15 protein-coding genes, 1 pseudogene and 1 riboswitch are annotated in these 21,150 nt (G+C 35.0%); of the genes and pseudogenes, 15 read left to right on the forward strand and 1 reads right to left on the reverse strand.

Annotated features, from left to right (window positions below; translation table 11 throughout):
• Nucleotides 1-14 precede the first annotated feature (14 nt).
• Nucleotides 15-173: pseudogene (locus BPMYX0001_RS30480) on the forward strand (phospholipase); the annotation flags it as partial.
• Nucleotides 174-638: 465 nt separating this feature from the next.
• Here the strand turns inward: BPMYX0001_RS30480 and BPMYX0001_RS08340 are convergent.
• On the reverse strand, nt 639-3,080 hold the full coding sequence (locus BPMYX0001_RS08340) for a PAS domain S-box protein (protein ID WP_033798819.1): 2,442 nt from the start codon (nt 3,078-3,080) through the stop codon (nt 639-641).
• A 378-nt stretch (nt 3,081-3,458) separates the two neighbouring features.
• A riboswitch (cyclic di-AMP (ydaO/yuaA leader) is annotated at nt 3,459-3,607 on the forward strand.
• A gap of 141 nt (nt 3,608-3,748) precedes the next feature.
• Between BPMYX0001_RS08340 and BPMYX0001_RS08345 the strand changes: the two genes are divergently transcribed.
• The 14 genes from BPMYX0001_RS08345 (at nt 3,749) to BPMYX0001_RS08405 (ending at nt 20,897) form a co-directional block, all read left to right on the forward strand.
• Nucleotides 3,749-5,575, forward strand: a complete 1,827-nt coding sequence (locus BPMYX0001_RS08345; protein ID WP_003196822.1) for an APC family permease — start codon at nt 3,749-3,751, stop codon at nt 5,573-5,575.
• A gap of 663 nt (nt 5,576-6,238) precedes the next feature.
• Nucleotides 6,239-7,762: a sensor histidine kinase gene (locus tag BPMYX0001_RS08350; RefSeq protein ID WP_018781407.1), complete on the forward strand. Its 1,524-nt coding sequence runs from the start codon at nt 6,239-6,241 to the stop codon at nt 7,760-7,762.
• Nucleotides 7,725-8,399, forward strand: a complete 675-nt coding sequence (locus BPMYX0001_RS08355; RefSeq protein ID WP_018781406.1) for a response regulator — start codon at nt 7,725-7,727, stop codon at nt 8,397-8,399. Before BPMYX0001_RS08350 ends, BPMYX0001_RS08355 begins: the two co-directional genes overlap by 38 nt.
• Before the next feature lie 223 nt (nt 8,400-8,622).
• Nucleotides 8,623-9,027: a hypothetical protein gene (locus tag BPMYX0001_RS33875; RefSeq protein ID WP_167535674.1), complete on the forward strand. Its 405-nt coding sequence runs from the start codon at nt 8,623-8,625 to the stop codon at nt 9,025-9,027.
• Nucleotides 9,028-9,127: 100 nt separating this feature from the next.
• Complete coding sequence (locus tag BPMYX0001_RS33880) at nt 9,128-9,649, forward strand: hypothetical protein (RefSeq protein WP_167535675.1); 522 nt, start codon at nt 9,128-9,130, stop codon at nt 9,647-9,649.
• Between the two features lie 107 nt (nt 9,650-9,756).
• Entirely contained in the window at nt 9,757-10,857 is a 1,101-nt protein-coding gene (locus tag BPMYX0001_RS08365; protein ID WP_033798820.1) for a hypothetical protein, read from the forward strand.
• Nucleotides 10,858-11,818: 961 nt separating this feature from the next.
• Entirely contained in the window at nt 11,819-12,979 is a 1,161-nt protein-coding gene (gene nheA / locus BPMYX0001_RS08370; RefSeq protein WP_003196831.1) for a non-hemolytic enterotoxin subunit A, read from the forward strand.
• 53 nt (nt 12,980-13,032) lie between these two features.
• The gene (gene nheB, locus BPMYX0001_RS08375) at nt 13,033-14,241 is read left to right on the forward strand and encodes a non-hemolytic enterotoxin subunit B (protein ID WP_006094514.1); all 1,209 of its coding nucleotides are present in this window, start codon (nt 13,033-13,035) and stop codon (nt 14,239-14,241) included.
• 196 nt (nt 14,242-14,437) lie between these two features.
• Nucleotides 14,438-15,523 (forward strand): non-hemolytic enterotoxin subunit C, encoded by a 1,086-nt coding sequence (gene nheC, locus BPMYX0001_RS08380; RefSeq protein ID WP_033799640.1) that lies wholly within the window; start codon nt 14,438-14,440, stop codon nt 15,521-15,523.
• Between the two features lie 282 nt (nt 15,524-15,805).
• Nucleotides 15,806-16,744 carry a sugar-binding transcriptional regulator gene (locus BPMYX0001_RS08385; RefSeq protein WP_006094516.1) on the forward strand — a complete coding sequence of 313 codons (939 nt, stop codon included), beginning with the start codon at nt 15,806-15,808 and terminating at the stop codon, nt 16,742-16,744.
• Between the two features lie 404 nt (nt 16,745-17,148).
• On the forward strand, nt 17,149-17,820 hold the full coding sequence (gene deoC, locus BPMYX0001_RS08390; protein WP_018765387.1) for a deoxyribose-phosphate aldolase: 672 nt from the start codon (nt 17,149-17,151) through the stop codon (nt 17,818-17,820).
• A gap of 111 nt (nt 17,821-17,931) precedes the next feature.
• Nucleotides 17,932-19,113, forward strand: coding sequence for a NupC/NupG family nucleoside CNT transporter (locus BPMYX0001_RS08395; protein ID WP_006094517.1), 1,182 nt, complete (start codon nt 17,932-17,934; stop codon nt 19,111-19,113).
• A 48-nt stretch (nt 19,114-19,161) separates the two neighbouring features.
• Nucleotides 19,162-20,463 carry a pyrimidine-nucleoside phosphorylase gene (locus tag BPMYX0001_RS08400; RefSeq protein WP_006094518.1) on the forward strand — a complete coding sequence of 434 codons (1,302 nt, stop codon included), beginning with the start codon at nt 19,162-19,164 and terminating at the stop codon, nt 20,461-20,463.
• Between the two features lie 38 nt (nt 20,464-20,501).
• Nucleotides 20,502-20,897 carry a cytidine deaminase gene (locus tag BPMYX0001_RS08405; RefSeq protein WP_003206815.1) on the forward strand — a complete coding sequence of 132 codons (396 nt, stop codon included), beginning with the start codon at nt 20,502-20,504 and terminating at the stop codon, nt 20,895-20,897.
• Nucleotides 20,898-21,150: the final 253 nt, after the last annotated feature.

Genomic DNA, 21,150 nt, shown 5'->3' on the forward strand with positions numbered 1-21,150 from the left:
TCTCACCTTAAAGTTCAACGAAAGGTTGGTTTATAAAAGCGGCTGTGTCACAAGACTCTGCTGATAAATGGCGTGCTGAGGTAACACCAGTAACAGGAAAATGCTTAATAGAAGCGCAACGTATTACAGCTGGATATATCCATTTATGGTTTGATACGTACGTGAATCAATAAGAATTGAACTACCCCCACCTTCACTTCGTTTAGAGGAGGGAGTCTTCTCGGTTAAAATGATAAACTTACACATGACACAACTTAATAGAAAGAGAGGAGCTCTTACCAGAAAGGCCCTCTCTTTCTATTAAGTTCATTCGATCAATCTGTGTATTACAATCATGTTTGGTATACCAATTGTCTGTACAACAAGGATGTCTTTATTAAGATACGGCAACGATTCTAGGAATAATCCACCATATCTAAAAATTTTCCCATTTATGTTTCGAATTTGCTGGTATTTTTACACTATCATCAGCTTCTAATAGATATTGTTCTTCATTTTTTTAAATTAAATTATCCATAATATTTAAAATGAAAAAATTTCTTCTTCTAAACTATAGAAAAGAAACTTTTTACTTTTGAGATGTTTTTATTTTTAAATTTCTGGTGATACGGTGGTACCTAAAAAGATAAATAAGAATATTAGTTTTCGAGAGTAGATATAGGAAGATTTACATTGATTGTCGTTCCTTTACCTACCTCACTTTCAATAAGTATCTTTCCTTGGTGCTTTTCGATCATTTTATAACAGATCATTAATCCTAAACCGACACCATCTTCTTTAATACTATAAAATGGCTCTCCTAGATAAGGTATACGATCTTTTTCAATTCCGCATCCGTAATCAGTAAATCGAATGTTTACCTGGTTTTTATCAGGTATATATTCGATTTGAATCAAGACTTCCCCTCCCATTGCTGTCGCTTCAATCGCATTTTTTAAGATATTTATAAAAACTTGCTTTAATTGATTTCCTTCACAAAGGATGAATGAAGTATCAGATGTAAACTCAGTTGTAATTTGTATGTTGTTCATCATTGCTTGAGGCTGAAGTATCATTACAACTTGTTTCATTAATACATTAAGATCATTTGTTTTAATTTCTAACGCCTGAGGCTTTGCTAGTGCCATAAATTCATTTGTAATACTTTCTATTCGCTCAATCTCTGATAACACGATATCTATATAATGTTCATTTTTCTTATTTTCCGATGATTTTAGTAAATGCATGAATCCTTTCATTGCTGTTAAAGGATTGTTAATTTCATGGGCAATTGCAGTGGCTAATTGACCAACTACAGCAAGTTTCTCTGATTTTCGTAATAATTCCTCTGTTTTTAACCGCTCAGTGATATCTCGAGAGATACTCAAGAAAACGTTTTTGCCATTCAAGTTAAAAACACGGACACCAAACTCAGTTGTTATTGTTTTTCCTGTTGGAAAAACAAATTCATCTTGCAAAGTGAAAGAAGTTTGCCCTTCTCTAATTTTTTTTATTACTCTTTTGACCATTGGAGAATCTGGCGGAACGGTACTAGGAAATGGCATTGAGAGAAGCTTCTCTCTACTATATCCAAATCTTTTACACCCAACAGGATTTACCTCTATAAATCCTGTTGGAAATTGATCCTCATTCAGCTCTACTACATATACTGCGTCAGTTGCTTGTTCGATTAGTGCACGGTATTTCATTTCACTGTCTTTTAATTGTTGATGTAATCGATGGAGTTCTCTTTCTGCTTGTTTCCTTTCAGAAATGTCTCTACAAATTCCTGATAAAGCAATTACATTGCCCCTTAAATCTAGAATGGGTGAAACCGTCAAGCTTACATCAATTAGAGTTTTATCTTTTCTTTGTCTAACTGTTTCTAACCTAGTAATAACAGGGTCTTGTATATTGGTATTTTTAATATTTTTTATAAATTCTAAAGTTTCATTCATTAAAAAATCAGGTATGCAAGGTAATTTTTTTCCCAAGATTTCTTTTTCTGACCATCCAAATATCTTTTCATAAGCTTTATTGGCTTGTATCATATGTCCATCTAAATCAAATATAGTGATAGCATCTACGTTATGATTAATAAATGATTCCAGCCGATCTTTCGTCACCTTTAGTTCATCTTCCGCATTTTTTCTTTTCGTTATATCAACAGTAGAACCAACTACCTCAATAACTGTTCCTTCTCGTTTAACAGGCCTAAGAGAGAAAAGTATAATAGTCTCATCATTGGGCCATGGCAGTTCGAAACTGACTTCTTCACCATCCCATGCCTGTTGATAATATTTTAGTAGTCGAGGAAGTAAATGAAATGAAATAATGGAAGAATCTATGGTAAGTAAACTTCTTCCTACCACTTGTTCTGAGTGAAACCCATGTTGATAAAATAACTGCCCATCACACATAGTATGAATAAAATTTCCATTTACTTTTTTAAATTTAAAAATACCTCCTTGCAATTCATGTACGGTATCCCTTAATTCTTGCTTGGATTCTAGTAATGTTTCATTCGCTTTAGTTAAATTTTGTGTTAAACAATATAATTTTTGATAGGACTCCATAAGAAAAATACAGATCAATAGTCCAGAAGATATAAATAATGTACCTTGAATGTCAAAAAGTATAAGAGGTATAGAAGGAAAAAAGAATCCGAATACCAAATGGATCATAGCTATATAAACAGCTAGATAGAGAAAGACTCTCTTAAAGGGATGAAGCTCCTTGAGATAAGTTTCAAAAATAGTATATATAGTAGCTATTCCTAAAGAAACAATCAAAGATGGTCCCCAATTACCACCAAGATAGAAAATGCGCATAATTATAATAAATGTTATTGTAATCCAACCGGCCGTACGACCAAAATAAATGTACGAAATTATAAGAGGAGCCATTCGGAGATCATAAAACAATCCCATGTGCTTAAAATTAAAGACCATCAGAATAGCAGCTATGATACCGGCAACTACTCCTCCGTATAGCCGGTTTAATTTAGAATTAATATTCAAAATCAACACCCGAATGAATATAGCTGAGCTAACTAGGAAAGCAAAAATAGATAGATTAATGAAGAATCCTTTGAAAATCATGTAATATTCCTCCTCCCATTGAATATATTCGACAAAAAGTAAGGAAATCCTACAAATAAAACGGGTTTTAGATTTAATATTTCGAACAATAAGAGTATTAATAGGGGAACTGATAGAAGTAATCGATGGGTCTAGATATATGTATACTGTAGTTGAAAAAAGGTGAAGTCTATTCATTAATAGATAGCGTATATATAAATAATTTGATTGTGGTGCAAAAACTTCAAAAGCTAATTTTATATGATGCATTATATTCATTCACGAAGTAATACCCTATATAATCATCACAATTTTTCTATTTCTAAAAATTTAAGCCATTGTTTAAAAATTTTTGTTTACTTTTTCTAAATAAGGGAGTATGATAATCGACAGTTTCGAATTTCTAAATCGCTGAAACCTGATGGTACGGGGGAACCGTTTTTATGGATTGATACATAATCCAAGGGGTGAATCCTTGCAAAAGAGGTAGGGCTACTCACAGGCCCGAATCCGACAGCTAACCTCGTAAGCGTTATATGAGAAGGAAGGTGGAGCTTGTGCGACAAAAAAATTAATGTCTACAAGTCTATTTGTTATGGCTTGTAGACATTTTTTGTTTTCTGAAAAATAGCGTATTAATTTGACTAAAAGAGAAATGTACGTACAAAGTTATTGGAGAGTGGACAGCAGTGGTTTCAACTATAAAGAGGTTTTTAATTGGAAGACCCTTAAAATCAACCGAATTAGGAGAGCAAAAGCTTAATAAAACGAAAGCGTTAGCGATTCTATCTTCTGACGCATTATCATCGGTTGCCTATGGTCCGGAGCAAATATTGATTGCTCTATCTACGGTGGGGGCGTTAGCATTTTGGTATTCTATTCCAATCGCAATAGGAGTCTTAGTTTTGCTAACAGCTCTAATTTTGTCTTATAGACAAATTATTTTTGCCTATCCTCATGGCGGGGGAGCATATGTAGTATCAAAAGAAAATTTAGGTGTTAATCCAGGATTAATAGCTGGAGGTTCCTTATTAGTAGACTACATTTTAACGGTGGCAGTAAGTGTATCTGCAGGTACAGATGCTATTACATCTGCTTTTCCTAGCTTACATGCTCATAATGTAATTATTGCTATTATCTTTGTATTATTTATTACAATTTTGAACTTAAGAGGAGTAACGGAATCAGCTTCTATTTTAGCTTATCCCGTTTATTTATTTGTTTTAGCGTTATTTATATTAATCGGTGTAGGTATATACAACATTGTAACAGGTGAAGTCTCACCTAATTTGCATACACCAATTGGTACACCAGTAGCAGGGGTTAGTTTGTTTTTACTTTTAAAAGCATTTGCATCAGGTAGTTCTGCTTTGACAGGTGTTGAAGCCATTTCCAATGCGATTCCAAACTTTAAAGATCCGGCTCCTAAAAATGCTGCTAAAACGTTACTTGCGATGGGCTCCTTACTTGCAGTGTTATTTTCAGGAATCGTATATTTAGCTTACTATTATGGTATTACTCCAAGTGGAGAGGTAACAGTTGTTTCACAAATTGCCGAAGAAACATTTGGACGGAACTTCATGTATTTCTTTATTCAAGGAACAACAGCGTTGATATTAATACTTGCTGCTAATACTGGTTATTCTGCTTTTCCTTTATTAGCAGTTAATCTTGCAAAAGATAAGTTTATACCTAGAATGTTTACAGTTAGAGGAGACCGATTAGGGTATTCAAATGGAATTATCATACTTGGAATTGCTTCAATTCTTTTAATTATTGCTTTCCAAGGGCAAACAGAACATCTCATTCCACTTTATGCAGTAGGCGTGTTTATTCCATTTACGTTGTCCCAGTCTGGAATGGTGGTAAAATGGATTCGTGAAAAGCCTCAAGGATGGATTTTAAAATTAACGATTAATTTAACGGGTGCTATTATTAGTTTTATAGTTATGAGTATGTTCTTTTTAACTAAGTTTTCACAAGTTTGGACAGTCTTAATTTTCTTACCTGTCATTATTATTGTTTTTCATCGAATTAGAAAGCATTATGAAGCGGTAGGTGATCAATTAAGTCTTAAAACTTGTGAACCAATTGTGCCGATTGAAGGGAATGTCATAATTGTTCCTGTTGCTGGGATGACTCATGTAGTAGAGAATTCATTAAATTATGCTAAATCCCTTTCACCAGATCAGGTCATAGCTGTTTACGTTTCTTTTGAAAGAGAAGATGAGAAGAAGTTTGAAGAAAAATGGAAGAAATGGCAGCCTGAGGTTAGACTGGTGACACTACACTCTCATTACAGAAGTATTATTCAGCCGCTAACCAAATTTATTGATACAGTTCAATATAAAGCGAGCGAATCAAATTATCGGGTTACTGTAGTAATACCGCAATTTATTCCTAAGAAAGGCTGGCACAATATTCTTCATAACCAGTCTAGCTTATTGATTCGTGCATTCTTGCTCTATAAGAGAAATGTAGTTATTACGACTGTACCGTATCATTTGAAAAAATAAAGATTATAGAACAAGCAATTTCTAAGGTAGCTTTACTTATGTAGAGCTACCTTTTTATACAAATAGGTTTTATATCTTATCTTTGTGTATCCAATCCTTATGTTAAATTTGGTATTTCGAAACTTTTTACCACTCCAAAAGTTATTCTTTCTAACCTTGTTAAAATTCCTATCCATTTACTTTCACCAATTCTTTGAACGACCCTGGTTTTTAAAATGATTATCTACATTTTATGAATATATTTACTACTATTAAGGCAATAAAGATATATAGTTTTTGATTTTTTCTTTAAGAATATTATTACAAAAGTGCATGTTCCACATCCACATTCGTCATTAAGTAGAAGGGGGGGAGTTTATATCTGTTTCTCCATACCAATCTATCTTTTTAAGAAGTTGTTAAAATAGAGTGAATGATAAGACGGAAAAGGATCTGATTTACAGAAGAGCAAGGAGAGGATATATTCGTGCACAAATAATTTTAAGGGTACGCTAGGAAATTTCTAATTTATCAAGAAAAATTAAATTTAGAATGAATGATATAAAGAAGCTTCTTGGGGGGAGGAATGTTAAATTTCAATACATATTTTATAGTAGGAAGTAGATTTTAGTGGGAATTGAACAATACGGTGGTCACTATACTTTCAATTAGGAAGGGAAAAACATGAAATTTTTGTCTCGTTTTGTCCGGCATTTCCGCCGCTTGCAGTGGAAACTGACTTTATTTTATGTATTAACAACCATTGGTGTTCTATTAACCCTTGAAGTGGTAGGCTTTCTTATTTCACTTAGTCTAGTGAAATATAATGCGGACCAAATGTTTGAACAACAGATAAGCATACAGGCCCAAAATATATCTTCTAACTTTAATGGACCATTGATTAATCAAAATCAACTGAAGAAGGCATTAGAAGATTGGCCCATAGAAGTAGGGACTGAATTCGATGGATTTTCTGTGGTGACTGATCCAAATGGGAAATTACTTGCAAGTGCTGGAGAGAATGTGCCTCAGTTTATTGATTTTAAAACAGAGTTCCCTGCGAAAGTTTATCGAAATATATATACAGCTCTGTCACTGAAACCATCCGAAGCACGTAAGTTAAAAACATATAGCTATCATAAAGGTGGGGTTTTATATATTGTTGCTCCGTTATCTAATGAGAAAGATGTTCTTGGGGTATTAGTAGTTAAAGCAGAAAACATACATTTTTCTTTGTTCGATTTTTGGAAGGCTACTTTTCAGTTTTTTGGATTTAGTATTTTGGCTTTCTTTATTGGTGCAGCAATTGTTGGTATTACTTTTGGAATTATCACCTCTCGAAGTCTCGTTCGTCGTATTCAAAAGATATTAAACTCTACAGATCAATGGAGTCAAGGAGATTTCACAACATTTGTACATGATCCTTCAAAGGATGAATTAGGGCAGTTGGCATATAAGTTGAATCAAATGGCAAAACAATTACGTACCTTACTTAGAGTGCGGCAAGATTTAGCGACACTTGAGGAACGCAATCGATTAGCTCGTGAGCTACATGATAGTATTAAGCAGCAACTGTTTGCTACATCTATCTGGCTGAATACTAGTAAATCCCTTATTGGAAAAGATGATGATATCGCTAAAGACCATTTACTAAAGGCAGAAAACTTGTTACATCAAACGCAGCGGGAGTTAAGTGCATTAATACGGGAATTACGTCCTGTCGCACTTGAGGGAAAGAATTTGGCACATGCATTAAAAGATTATGCGGGGATGTGGCAAGAACAAACGGGTATCATGGTTAATTTGGAGACAAGTGGACAGCAACAAGTATCCCCCATTATTGAAGAAACATTTTTTCGCATCACACAGGAGGCACTGAATAATGTTGCACGCCACAGTCAAGCAAATATGGTAATGATTCATCTAGAGTGCGAAGAAGTAGTAACTCTTTCTATTCATGATAATGGTTGTGGGTTTGATATGCAAAGGGGAGCTCGACAAGGAGTAGGTTTGTCCTCTATGCGTGAACGGATTCATGCGTTAAAAGGGAATATCGATATCCAAAGCGGGATAGAGAAAGGTGTGAAAATTACCGTTCAATGTAAACAAGCAGACATTTGGGAAGATAACAATCCGAATGCCAATGGTTATTTAGAAGAGGTGACAGAAAATGGAGAAGGAAGATCCGATTTCGATTTTAATTGTTGATGATCATGCAATTGTAAGACAAGGATTGAATACTCTGTTCACAATTCAACCTGACTTTCACGTGGTTGGAGAAGCAGAGAATGGTGAGAATGCTACGGACCTAGCTGCTGAGCTTGTGCCAGATATCGTACTCATGGATTTAGTGATGCCGGGTATCAATGGTGTAGAGGCGATACGAATGATTAAACAAGTTAGTCCTCGTTCTCAAGTGATTGTGTTGACTTCTTATCATGAGGACGAGTACATTTTTCCAGCGTTACGTGCAGGGGCGATATCATATGTGCTTAAAGACATTGAGCCTAATCAATTGGTTGAAACGGTAAGGAGAGGCGTACAAGGCGAATCCATTATGCATCCACGGGTGGCTGCACGGGTTGTTAATGAGATTCGTGCTACGAAACAGGCATCTCCCGATCCATTTTCCGAGCTAAGTGAACGAGAATTGGAAGTATTACGATTGATTGCTAGGGGACTCACGAATGCTGAAATTGCTGAAAGTCTTTTCATTAGTGGAAAGACAGTGAAAGGCCATGTTAGTAACATTTTAAGTAAGCTTCATATGCTTGATCGTACGAAAGCTGCTGTTTTTGCATGGGAACAAGGGTTTATGCGTCCGAATCAGGAAAGCGATTATTGATTTATATTTAGAAAGTTCTCAACCCAATTCCTTTACATGGAATTGGGTTTTTGTTTTCTAGCGACATTTACAAGAAGTGGGCCTAAAGCCTTAATCATGTAAACTCCTGTTTATAAACGGATCTTTAGACCTGTTTATAAACAGGTCCGTGGATTCGTTTCAAATTGTTTCTCCTATTATAGTATGAACTTACTCATCACTATCCACTAAGGAGTTGGAGACTATGGTTTTTAAATTAAATTATATACGACAGTCGACTGAGAATAACTCAGAATACACATTGAAAGATAGGAAGAGGAATCAAAATAAACTGCTGTCAGATTGGCATAGATGGGTTGCTTATATAGCTGCAATCTGGTCTTTCTTGTATGGGATTTTGGGGCTTTATTGGGCTTTAGGAGGCGCAGGATTTCCTTTTGGTGAAAATGATTCAAGAGGGGTTATGATGGGATCATTTTTAGCAAACATACAATCAGATGTGGGAGGAGTGACAATCGTTTGCATTGGAGGGATTGGAGCAATCGCTGCATTGGCTACAATCCGAATGTGGGGGGGGAATGATTCCACGTGCAGTCCTGCTCATTTTCGCATGGATAATGTGTATGACTCTAGTGTTGGTGATTCCTGATGTCCGGGTATTACAGAATTTCGCTTATTCATTCATGCTACACTTTCAACTCATTGATTGGTCTGTAATAAATCAACTTCTATGTATGGTAGGAGGATTTTTGTGGGGAGCCACAGCCTTGGCTTATCAGCGGCGGAGCCGGGAAGCATGTGAGAATTGCGGGCGCCAAAAGGAGACTCAGGATAACTCAATTGCCGGAAACAGTTTGGGGAAATATGCAACCTACATTGCTATCGTTATGGCACTTCCTTATGGCATTGTCCGCTTAGCGTGGGCTGCAGAGATTCCATTGGGAGTGAGTGATGCAGCAGCAACATTAATTAGCAATCAATCATTTACGGAACGTTTGATAGAGGTCGTACTTGGGGGATTACCAATATGCGGTGCTATTCTTACATTGGGACTTATCCAAAAATGGGGAGAAAATTTTCCTCGTTGGTGCCTTTATTTGGCTGGAAGACGTGTTCCTATTTGGTTCGCGGTGATACCAGCGACATGTGCATCTGTTCTTATCACTCTTGCGGGATTAAAAATAAGTCCGATTATCATTTTGAAAATATTGGATGGTTCCATCAATGCTGGAAATTGGGGCCTTCACTATTTTGGCTTCCATGGGGAATAGCATTAGGAGTGGCAACTCTTGCTTATTATCAAAGAAGGAAAGGCCAGTGTGGATTTTGCGGAAAGTTTTAGCATTTGAACTTTCTAATAGAAGGGATGGTTTTCGAGATGTTAAAGATAAAGAAAACAAGTGAAACCGGAATTCATATTGTTGAGCGGTTATCGCTATGGCCAAAATGGATTGGGTATGTTGCAGGTGCGTGGTCGTTTATGTATTTCATATTAGGTTTGTATTGGGCGTTGGGAGGAAAAGGTTTTCCACTTGGGATAGGGGATCCACATTCTGAATACTCAATGCTAGCTGGTTTGAGGCCTGAGATCGGTGCACCTATGATGGTTGGATTTGGATTAATGGGAGTCATTGTAGCTGTCCTGATGATTCTTGGCTGGGGCAAGGGACTTTTCCGAATGATGTTGCTCACGTTTGTGTATATGTTAGTAGCAATTCTATTATTTGCAGTTATCGATTACCGTATTTTGGCGACTGCGGCGTATGGAATTGTCTTTCTGGTTGGAGCGCCATTTGATTTTCCATCTGAAGCTAATTTTTTTGAACACATGATGTATGGGACGGTTGTAAATCAATATATTAGTATGCTCGGATCCTTTCTATGGATTGCTACTGCTTTAGCCTACCAACGCCAAATACGAAATGCTTGTCCGTATTGTGGCCGAAATAGTAATCCTTCTAAATGGACATCACAATCCTCAGCAGCATCTTGGGGGAAATGGTGCACTTACATTGCTATTATAATTCCCATCTGTTATTCCATAACAAGATGGTGTTGGGCGATAGGCATTCCACTAGGAACGACTAAAGAATTACTTGATTCTTTTGAACGTGATTCACCTGGAATTTGGTTAATGGGTGCGTCTTTGGCAACCGTAGCGCTTGGAGGGGCAATTCTTACGCTAGGGCTTATTCAGCGATGGGGAGAAATTTTTCCGCGTTGGTTTCTATTTGTTGCTGGTAAGCGTGTACCTCTTTCATTAGCGATTATCCCGGCTTCACTGGTTTCCATTATGGTTACTTCAGCTGGTTTGATGTACATCCGAGGTTTTATTAATAAAGGGGGCCTAGATCACAGGGGATGGGCATTGGAAGGTCCAGAGTTATTATGGCCAATTTGGGGAGTGGCTCTGTTTGGCGCTACGATAGCTTACTATTATCGGAGGCGTAATAAATGTAGACACTGTGGTAGTTTGTAGTATACTTTGCTAATCAAAAAATAGAAATAGAATAGGATTTCTCAGTAAACTTGACCATTTAATTGGGGCTAGTGAGCGCTCGCTTTTAGATAATGAATATAGGATATAGATGGGACTTACTACCTATGAATAAAAGAGCAGAAAGGGAATGTTTCTATCAGGAGGATGATTAATTCATTTTCTTTTTTATAAAAAGAGAAAATGAATTGTTTTCTGTAAGGGGGAAAAAGTTTTAAAGTAAGGAAATCTGCTTTGTGAAAAGAGTGTATGCATAATTGCATACACTCATAATAATTATATTGAAATAATAATTGCTATGGCAATTCTTTTAGAGATAAAGGTGCTTTTCAATGGAAAATACTCTTATTAATATTTTATAAAGTTAATGTTACTTTATATTGAAATAAAGACAAAAAGCCTATGGAATAGCGGAAGAAAAAATACACCTTTACGATAAAAAATAGCTGTGTTTAAATGAGGCTACAGTATAAAACTTGAATTTAAACACAGTTATTTGTTTCATAGCCTTATTAATGAATTGTGAAAAATGAATAATATTTTTGTGTAACATATGCAATCTTCTTTCTTAGTTTTATAGGGAATTGGAAGAAGATTCATGGTAGGAAATTCATTCAGTAAATAAAAGGTATGATGAATAGCTTATATGATTTAGTTTAAGTCCAAGTGGTGCTATATTTTAAACCTAATGAATCGAAAGAGGTGGATATAGTAAAATATGATTTTATTTTCTTATTAAGATAGTAGTTCTAATTTGAATCAAAAAAGTAAGGGATGAAATCGCTAATAAGGAAATATAAAAACTAATAGAGTTCATATATATTCGAAAAAGATTGAATATGTATGGAAACGTTTCCTATATTTGTCTATTACAAAGAAATAAACAGTATTAAATCTATATAAAAAGATATAATTAGTTACTAATATATTAGGAGGAGTTAAAGTGAAAAAAACTTTACTTACAGGGCTATTGGTTACGGCAGTATCTACAAGTTGCTTAACACCTATAAGTGCTTTCGCAGAAAGTAATCAATCAGAATTTAAACAAACAAGTGTTCAAAATATTACGGCTAGAAATACATTGTCAAATTCGATAAGAACTTTAGGGGCAAACACTCCTTTAATACAAGCTTACGGATTAGTTATTTTACAACAGCCAGATATTAAAGTAAGTGCTATGAGTAGTTTGACAGATTTTCAAAAGATCGCAAAAACGAATGTCCGTGAATGGGTAGATGAGTATAATCCGAAGTTAATGGATCTAAATCAAGAAATGATGAGATATAGTACAAGATTTAATAGCTATTATAGTAAATTATATGATTTAGCTGGAAAAGTGAATGAAGATGAACAAGCAAAAAATGATTTTGTAAGCGCTTTCGGTAGACTCCATAGTCAATCACAAACAATTCAAGATGACATGGAACAAACTTTACTTGAGTTAAATCGCTTTAAAGCTTTATTGGATAAAGATAATGCAAGTCTATCTCAAAAGGCTGACACAGCAATTCAATCATTAAAGGGCTCAAATGGAGATATTGTACAAATAAGAGCGGATATTAAAAGAATTCAAGAAGAGATTCAAGCGGAACTTACAAAGATTTTAAATCGACCAAATGAAATTATTAAAGGCTCAATTAATATTGGGAAACAAGTTTTTACAATTACGAATCAAACAGCTCAGACAAAAACAGTAGATTTTGTATCGATTGGATCTCTTAGCGATGAAATCGTAAATGCTGCAGATAGTCAAACAAGAGAAGCTGCGAATAGAATTCAGCAGAAGCAAAAAGAATTACTACCACTTATTCAAAAGTTATCACAATCTGAAATTCAAGTAACTGAAATTACATTTATTGAAGATCAGGTAAAAAGTTTTACGGAGCTAATTAATAGACAAATTACAACTTTGGAGTATTTGGTGAATGATTGGAAGTCAGTGAATGAAACTATGCTTCAAATGAAAGAGAATCTTGCAACAGGTGTTTCTATTGATAGTAGTACACTCCAAAAACAATTTAGTCAACTTAAAAGATTAAATGATGAGATGGCTAAACAAACGAAGCAATTTGAAGATTACGTGACAAATGTAATGGTACATTAAATTTCTTGCAGACAATACATCATAATAATTAATGATATAGGGAGAGAAGAAAAATGACAAAAAAACCTTATAAAGTAATGGCTCTATCGGCAATCATGGCAGTAGTTGCAGCAGGTAATATCCTACCAGCACATACTTATGCAGCGGAAAGCACAACAAAACCAATTCCGATTCATGCTAGTGTATCAGATGCATCGGACAAGTACTCTGAATATTCATTAGGGCCAGACGGTCTAAGAGATGCGATGGCAAGAACAGGTTCAAATGCTTTAGTAATGGACCTATATGCTTTAACAATTATCAAACAAGCTAATGTTAATTTTAATGGTATAACGACAGTTGATGATTCTTTAAAAACAAAAGTTGTTCATCATCAAGATGTTGCTAGAGGAAATGCAAATCATTGGTTGGATACAATTAAACCGCAATTGATTTCCACGAACCAAAATATTATTAATTATAATACGAAATTCCAAAACTATTATGATACGTTAGTAACAGCGGTAGATAATAAAGACAAAGCAACACTAACAAAAGGACTTACAAGATTATCTGCTAGTATTACAGAGAACAAAGAAAAAGTAGATAAGTTAGTGGCAGACCTAAAACAATTCCGAAATAAAATGACAACAGATACGCAAAACTTTAAAGGTGATGCAAATCAATTAACGTCTATTTTAGCAAGTCAAGATGCTGGAATTCCACTTATGCAAAACCAAATCACAACGTATAATGAGGCGATTGGTAAATATAACGCAATTATTATTGGATCGTCAGTTGCAACAGCTTTAGGACCAATTGCGATTATAGGTGGTGCAGTTGTAATTGCTACTGGTGCAGGGACTCCATTAGGAATTGGACTTATTGCAGGTGGAGCAGCAGCGATAGGAGGGGGAACTGCTGGAATTGTTTTAGCGAAGAAAGAACTTGATAATGCACAGGCAGAAATCCAAAAGATAACAGGACAAATTTCGCAAGCTCAATTACAGGTAGCTGGCTTAACAAATATTAAAACTCAAACTGAATATTTAACAAATACAATCGATGTAGCCATTACTGCACTGCAAAATATTTCAAATCAATGGTATACAATGGGATCAAAATATAACTCTTTACTTCAAAACGTTGAATCTATTAGCCCTAACGATCTTGTTTTCATCAAAGAGGATCTAAATATTGCTAAAGATAGCTGGAAAAATATTAAAGATTATGCTGAAAAGATTTATGCTGAGGATATTAAAGTAGTGGATACAAAAGCGTAATAAATCACTAATGCTTTATATGGAGATACTTGATAATTTTTTCGGACATATAAAGTATGGGATGCAGGTCTCCTGTTCAATTTTGAGCAGGAGATTTTTAATCTCATTATTCGTGAACAGAGAGACACAGAGAATGATTGAGATAAAGGGAATCTCAGCTGATAGAAGTTGTACTTTATACAAAGTAGGTGGAGATATGAATAAGAGGCTTTATAAGAAAATCATGTTGTCAATGATGGTTCTTGGGGTTACGACAAGTAATATTGTACCACTGCATCCTCTTGCAGCAGAACAAAAGGGGCAAATACATTCATTGCAAGAAAGCAATAAAAACTATTCTCTTGGTCCTGCAGGATTCCAGGATGTAATGGCACAAACAACATCTAGTGTATTTGCAATGGATGCATATGCGAAAACAATTCGTGATCAACAAGAAACAGATTTGAGTAAAATAAGTGCAGTAAATAGTAGTTTACGAGAAAATATGATCAAGCACCAAAAAGAGGCCAAGTTGAATGCGATATACTGGTTAGATGAAATGAAACCTCAAATTTTGAAGACGGATCAAAATATTGTGGAATTTAATGATACATTCCAAGCATATTACAACAATTTATTAGCAGCTATGGACCAAAAAGACAGCGGGAAATTGAAATCTGATTTAGAAAAATTGTACAATGTCATTTTGAACAACCAGAGTGAAGTGGATAAGCTGTTAGGAAATCTAAAAACGTTTCGAAATAGAATGGCAGAAGATACAAAAAGCTTTAAGGATGATGCAAATCAATTAACCTCAATTTTAGCAAGTACGAATGCTGGAATTCCGCTGTTGCAACAGCAAATCAATACTTACAATGATTCAATTAAAAAAAGTAATGATATGGTTATTGCGGGAGCAGCACTTTGTGTGGCGTTAATCACTTGTCTCGCTGGTGGGCCGATGATTGCTGTCGCTAAGAAAGATATTGCAAATGCAGAACGAGAAATCGAAAACTTAAAGGCTAGAATTTCTGGGGCACAGGCGGAAGTAGCTATTTTGACTGATGTTAAAAATAAGACAATCAATATGACGGAAACAATTGATGCAGCCATTACTTCTCTTCAAAATATATCGAATCAGTGGTATACAATTGGAGCGAAGTATAATAATTTGTTGCAAAATGTAAAAGGCATCAGTCCTGAGGAGTTTACTTTTATCAAAGAAGATCTGAATACAGCTAGAGATAGTTGGCAGGATGTCAAGAATTATACAGAAAAATTACATGAAGGTGTAGTAGAATAAAGTAAGACTCTAATCAGTGGGGGAGCCTCCGCTGATTTTTTTGTTTTGGTTGAAGTTTGAAACGAGGATAAATAGAGGTTTAAGGAACTTCATATGTGTTAATTCAAGGGACAGAAAAAAGAAACTTATTGATAGAAATTTTTTTCGCCTAATAAATAAATTTGATTGAAGTTACTCTGAAAATGTTGGCTATCAATTTAGATGGTCGAATTTCCTAGAATAAAGCGGTATAATGCTTGTAAATGATAGAAAAATGTAGGAAAGGATATATAAATAGCTACTATGGATAAAGATAAACAACAATTAAGTGTTGAAGTTGCAAGATTATACTACCAATCTGATTATAGCCAACAAGAAATTGCTAATAAACTGAATATTTCCAGACCGACCATCTCAAGGCTTTTAAAATATGCGAAAGAAAAAGGATTTGTTCAAATTAACATAGCAGATCCATTTGCTGATTTAGATAATGTAGGAAATCTACTTAGAGAAAAATATAATTTATTAGAAGCGCACATCGTATTTTCTCCGGTACCAGAGTATGCGACTATTACGGAATATATTAGTAAATATGCTGCTGAGTATATGGAGAAGACTGTTACAAATGGTGATATCGTTGGTGTGAGCTGGGGAACCACTATGTATGAAATCGCAAGAAAAATTGTGCCGCAACATGTAAAAGGGGTAGAGGTTGTTCAATTAAAAGGGGGTATTAGTCACTCAAGTGTTAATACCTATGCGAATGAAACAATCGCTTTATTTGCAGATGCATTTCAAACGACACCACGAAATCTACCGCTTCCAGTTATATTTGATAACGCAGTTACAAAGGAATTAGTGGAGCAGGATAGACATATTCACCATATTATTGAAATGGGAAAACAAGCAAATATTGCAATTTTTACGGTTGGAACTGTTAGAGACGAAGCTCTATTATTTCGATTAGGCTATTTAGATAAAGAAGAGATGAGTTTATTGAAAGAACAAGCTGTTGGTGATATTTGTTCACGTTTCTTTGATGGAGCTGGTAATATTTGCAGTGAGGAAATTAATCAGCGTACAATTGGTATTGATTTAGAGGAGTTGCGCTTAAAAAAACGCTCTGTTCTTGTTGCTGGAGGTTCTAGAAAAGTAAAAGCAATAGATGGTGCGTTAAGCGGAGGATATGCAAATGTGCTGATTATAGATCAGCATACCGCGAAAGAGCTTTTAAATTATTAAAAAGGTTAAAAAAGAAGGTTTCTCAAAAATATGAATTTGAGAAACCTTCTTTTAGTATGTGGTTGTGCAATATATGAGTTTTTCAGTAAAAAATTCATGATGAAATAATGGTTTGTATAAGAGATTTGTGAAAGGAATTTTTTAATCCCGTAAAAGTCGGATTGGTGAGGGCTGATAATCAGTGAGGGGTGAAGCCCCTTCACTGATTAAAGTTTCACTTTATAAATGAATAAATACTGTGTTTTATGAGGGAGCTGTTAATAGGGTATCCCCTTTTTTGTGTCAATTTTAAAAACTTAGTTCGCTATCTCAAAAAAATATTGAACATAATTTCAAAAGTGTGTTTACATTTGTTCAGAGTGGAGTTAGAATGAAGTTGTTAAAAGATATGAGGAGTGAAGAAAATGAACATTGCAAAGTTAATTGATCATACAGTTTTGAAACCGGATACTAAAAAAGAAGATGTTATGAAAGTTTTAGAAGAAGCAAAAAAATACAATTTCGCTTCTGTTTGTATTAATCCTACATGGGTGAAATTAGCAGCCGAAGAATTAGCAGGACATGATGTAGATGTTTGTACAGTTATTGGTTTCCCTTTAGGTGCGAATACAACTGAAACAAAAGTATTTGAAACAAAAGATGTAATTGCAAAAGGTGCAACTGAAGTTGACATGGTAATCAACGTTGGCGCTTTAAAAGATGGCGATAATGAATTCGTTGAAAAAGATATTTACGAAGTTGTACAAGCTGCAAAAGGAAAAGCACTTGTAAAAGTTATTATTGAAACATGCTTATTAACAGATGAAGAAAAAGTACGTGCTTGTGAATTATCTGTAAAAGCTGGAGCTGACTTTGTAAAAACTTCAACTGGATTCTCAACTGGTGGAGCGACTGCTGAAGATATCGCATTAATGCGTAAAACTGTTGGAGAAAATGTTGGTGTGAAAGCATCTGGTGGTGTTCGTACAAGAGAAGATGCAGAGAAAATGATTGAAGCGGGAGCTTCTAGAATCGGAGCAAGCGCTAGTGTTGCAATCGTATTAGATGACAAAAATGGTGCTTCAGATAACTACTAATTCATAAAACGTTGTAAGTAATAGATACACAAACTGCAAGGAGCATGGTGTATCTATTACTTTAACACTTGATAAATATGTAAGCGGATACGGAAAAGGAGGGGGAATTTTATGAAATATGTAATCGGTATCATAGGCTTGATCATTGTGTTAGGCATTGCATGGCTTGCTAGTAATAATAGAAGAAAAGTGAAATATCGCCCTATTATAACGATGATTGTGCTTCAGTTTATTTTAGGTTTCTTACTATTAAATACAAGCATCGGGAACGTGTTAATTGCTGGGATTGCAGATGGTTTTGGACAATTGTTAAAGTATGCTGGTGATGGTGTTGATTTTGTATTTGGTGGTTTAGCAAATCAAAAAGAATTTTCATTCTTTTTAGGGGTATTAATGCCAATTGTTTTCATATCAGCTTTAATTGGTATCCTGCAACACATTAAGGTATTGCCATTTATTGTGAAATACATTGGTTTAGCTTTAAGTAAAATAAATGGAATGGGGAAACTTGAATCGTATAACGCTGTAGCTTCAGCGATTCTAGGACAATCAGAAGTATTTATTTCGGTTAAGAAACAGTTAGGTTTATTATCGGAAAGAAGATTATATACATTATGTGCATCTGCAATGTCAACGGTTTCTATGTCTATAGTTGGATCATACATGGTGTTATTAAAGCCTCAATACGTTGTAACCGCTTTAGTGCTTAACTTGTTTGGTGGTTTTATTATCGCTTCTATCATTAACCCTTACGAGGTTACTGAAGAAGAAGATATGTTAGAAGTACAAGAGGAAGAGAAAAAGACCTTTTTCGAAGTATTAGGGGAGTATATAATTGATGGCTTTAAAGTTGCTATTACAGTAGCGGCTATGTTAATTGGATTTGTTGCTTTAATTGCTTTCATTAATGCAATTTTTAAAGGGGTAATTGGTATCTCATTCCAAGAAATCCTTGGCTATGTATTTGCGCCATTTGCTTTTATTATAGGTGTCCCTTGGCATGAAGCTGTTAACGCAGGTAACATCATGGCAACGAAACTTGTATCAAATGAATTTGTAGCTATGACAAATTTAGCACAAGGGAACTTTAATTTTTCAGGCAGAACAACAGCAATCATATCAGTGTTCCTTGTTTCATTCGCAAACTTCTCTTCAATCGGAATTATCGCCGGTGCTGTTAAAAGTTTGAATGAAAAACAAGGGAATGTAGTAGCAAGATTTGGTTTGAAATTACTCTTTGGTGCAACTTTAGTAAGCTTTTTATCAGCAACAATAGTTGGTTTAATATATTAAGAATTTAAGAGCTAGACGAATAAAAAATAAAAAGGATTGGTGATTCAGATGAGAATGGTAGATATTATCGCGAAAAAACGTGATGGTAAAGAATTAACAACAGAGGAGATTCAATTCTTTATCAAAGGGTATACAGATGGATCAATACCTGATTACCAAGTAAGTGCACTGGCAATGGCTATCTTTTTCAAAGACATGTCTGACCGTGAACGTGCCGATTTAACGATGGCTATGGTGCATTCTGGAGAAACAATTGATTTATCTGAGATTGAAGGAGTAAAAGTAGATAAACATTCAACTGGTGGTGTTGGTGATACAACAACATTAGTGTTAGGACCATTAGTAGCTGCTTTAGATGTACCAGTTGCAAAAATGTCTGGTCGAGGTTTAGGCCATACGGGTGGTACAATTGATAAATTAGAAGCAGTAGAAGGCTTCCATGTTGAAATTACGAAAGAGCAATTCATCGAATTAGTGAACCGTGACAAGGTTGCAATTATTGGACAAACAGGAAATTTAACGCCTGCCGATAAAAAAATATATGCACTACGTGATGTTACTGGAACAGTGAATTCAATTCCGTTAATCGCAAGTTCGATCATGAGTAAAAAGATTGCGGCTGGTGCTGATGCGATTGTTCTTGATGTTAAGACAGGTGCTGGTGCATTCATGAAAACAGAAGAGGATGCGAAAGAATTAGCACACGCAATGGTGCGAATTGGAAATAATGTCGGGCGTCAAACAATGGCTGTTATTTCAGACATGTCACAACCTCTTGGTTTTGCAATTGGTAATGCTCTTGAAGTACAAGAAGCGATTGATACATTAAAAGGGGAAGGTCCAGAAGATTTAACGGAATTAGTACTTGTATTAGGTAGTCAAATGGTTGTACTTGGGAAAAAAGCGAATACGTTAGAAGAAGCACGTGAAATGTTAAAAGAAGTTATGAAAAATGGAAAAGCAATTGAGAAGTTCAAGGAGTTCTTGAGTAATCAAGGTGGAGATAGCTCAATTGTAGATCATCCAGAAAAGTTACCACAAGCTAAATATGTAATTGATGTACCTGCTAAAACTTCAGGTGTAGTCTCTAACATTGTGGCAGATGAAATAGGTATTGCTGCCATGCTTCTAGGGGCAGGTCGTGCAACAAAAGAAGATGAAATTGATTTAGCTGTTGGCTTAATGCTACGTAAAAAAGTTGGTGAAGCTGTAAAAGAAGGGGAACCACTTGTTACGATTTACGCGAATCGTGAAAACGTGGAAGATGTAAAAGCTAAAATTTATGAAAACATTTCTGTATCAGAAAAGGCTGAAACTCCTAACTTAATTCATACAATTATAACTGATTAATGGTTCATAGGATTAATTTACTCTGAGGAGGAAATAACATGGATAAAAAAAGATACATTGAAGAAGCAACGAAGATGTTAGAAAAAGCTTATATTCCATATTCTAAATTTCCTGTTGGTGCAGCGTTGGTTACGAAAGAAGGTAAGATCTATACAGGTTGTAATATAGAAAATGCTTCTTACGGTCTATGTAATTGTGCTGAAAGAACGGCTATATTTAAAGCAGTATCAGAAGGGGAACGTGATTTTAGTTATTTAGTAATTACAGGTAAAACAGATGGGCCTATTTCACCATGCGGAGCTTGTAGACAAGTCATTGCAGAGTTTTGCGATCCTAAAATGCCAGTGTTATTAACAAATCTAAAAGGCGATGAAAAAGAAGTAACGGTTGAACAATTGTTACCGGGTGCATTTTCGATTGAGGATTTAATCTAATTTCAAATGAATATAAGAAAGAAGCTGTCCTAAAATTTATATGTAGGGAGAGCTTCTTTTTTTGTGTGAAGAATATGTTTTTATTTATATAACCATTGAAATTCTGTTCATGAAAGACATTTTTCTATTTGAATGGGAATTTTCTGGGGATGGATCGACCGTTTTGCAGGATTACTCTTTCTGTCTGCTTCTTATCTATTTCAAACTCGTAAACTGTCCACAAGGTTAGGTGAAGTTCTCTCTAATGGTATTG

It is taken from the genome of Bacillus pseudomycoides DSM 12442, from assembly GCF_000161455.1.
GTDB classification, from domain to species: Bacteria; Bacillota; Bacilli; order Bacillales; family Bacillaceae_G; genus Bacillus_A; species Bacillus_A pseudomycoides.

What these genes read in the sequence shown, in the direction of transcription:
- BPMYX0001_RS08400 (WP_006094518.1), top strand. Translation starts at nt 19,162, where the DNA reads ATGAGAATGGTAGATATTATCGCGAAAAAACGTGATGGTAAAGAATTA.
- BPMYX0001_RS08365 (WP_033798820.1), top strand. Translation starts at nt 9,757, where the DNA reads ATGTTAAAGATAAAGAAAACAAGTGAAACCGGAATTCATATTGTTGAG.
- nheC (WP_033799640.1), top strand. Translation starts at nt 14,438, where the DNA reads ATGAATAAGAGGCTTTATAAGAAAATCATGTTGTCAATGATGGTTCTT.
- BPMYX0001_RS08350 (WP_018781407.1), top strand. Translation starts at nt 6,239, where the DNA reads ATGAAATTTTTGTCTCGTTTTGTCCGGCATTTCCGCCGCTTGCAGTGG.
- BPMYX0001_RS08405 (WP_003206815.1), top strand. Translation starts at nt 20,502, where the DNA reads ATGGATAAAAAAAGATACATTGAAGAAGCAACGAAGATGTTAGAAAAA.
- BPMYX0001_RS08395 (WP_006094517.1), top strand. Translation starts at nt 17,932, where the DNA reads ATGAAATATGTAATCGGTATCATAGGCTTGATCATTGTGTTAGGCATT.
- BPMYX0001_RS33875 (WP_167535674.1), top strand. Translation starts at nt 8,623, where the DNA reads ATGGTTTTTAAATTAAATTATATACGACAGTCGACTGAGAATAACTCA.
- BPMYX0001_RS08385 (WP_006094516.1), top strand. Translation starts at nt 15,806, where the DNA reads ATGGATAAAGATAAACAACAATTAAGTGTTGAAGTTGCAAGATTATAC.
- nheB (WP_006094514.1), top strand. Translation starts at nt 13,033, where the DNA reads ATGACAAAAAAACCTTATAAAGTAATGGCTCTATCGGCAATCATGGCA.
- deoC (WP_018765387.1), top strand. Translation starts at nt 17,149, where the DNA reads ATGAACATTGCAAAGTTAATTGATCATACAGTTTTGAAACCGGATACT.
- BPMYX0001_RS08340 (WP_033798819.1), bottom strand. Translation starts at nt 3,080, where the DNA reads ATGATTTTCAAAGGATTCTTCATTAATCTATCTATTTTTGCTTTCCTA.
- BPMYX0001_RS08355 (WP_018781406.1), top strand. Translation starts at nt 7,725, where the DNA reads ATGGAGAAGGAAGATCCGATTTCGATTTTAATTGTTGATGATCATGCA.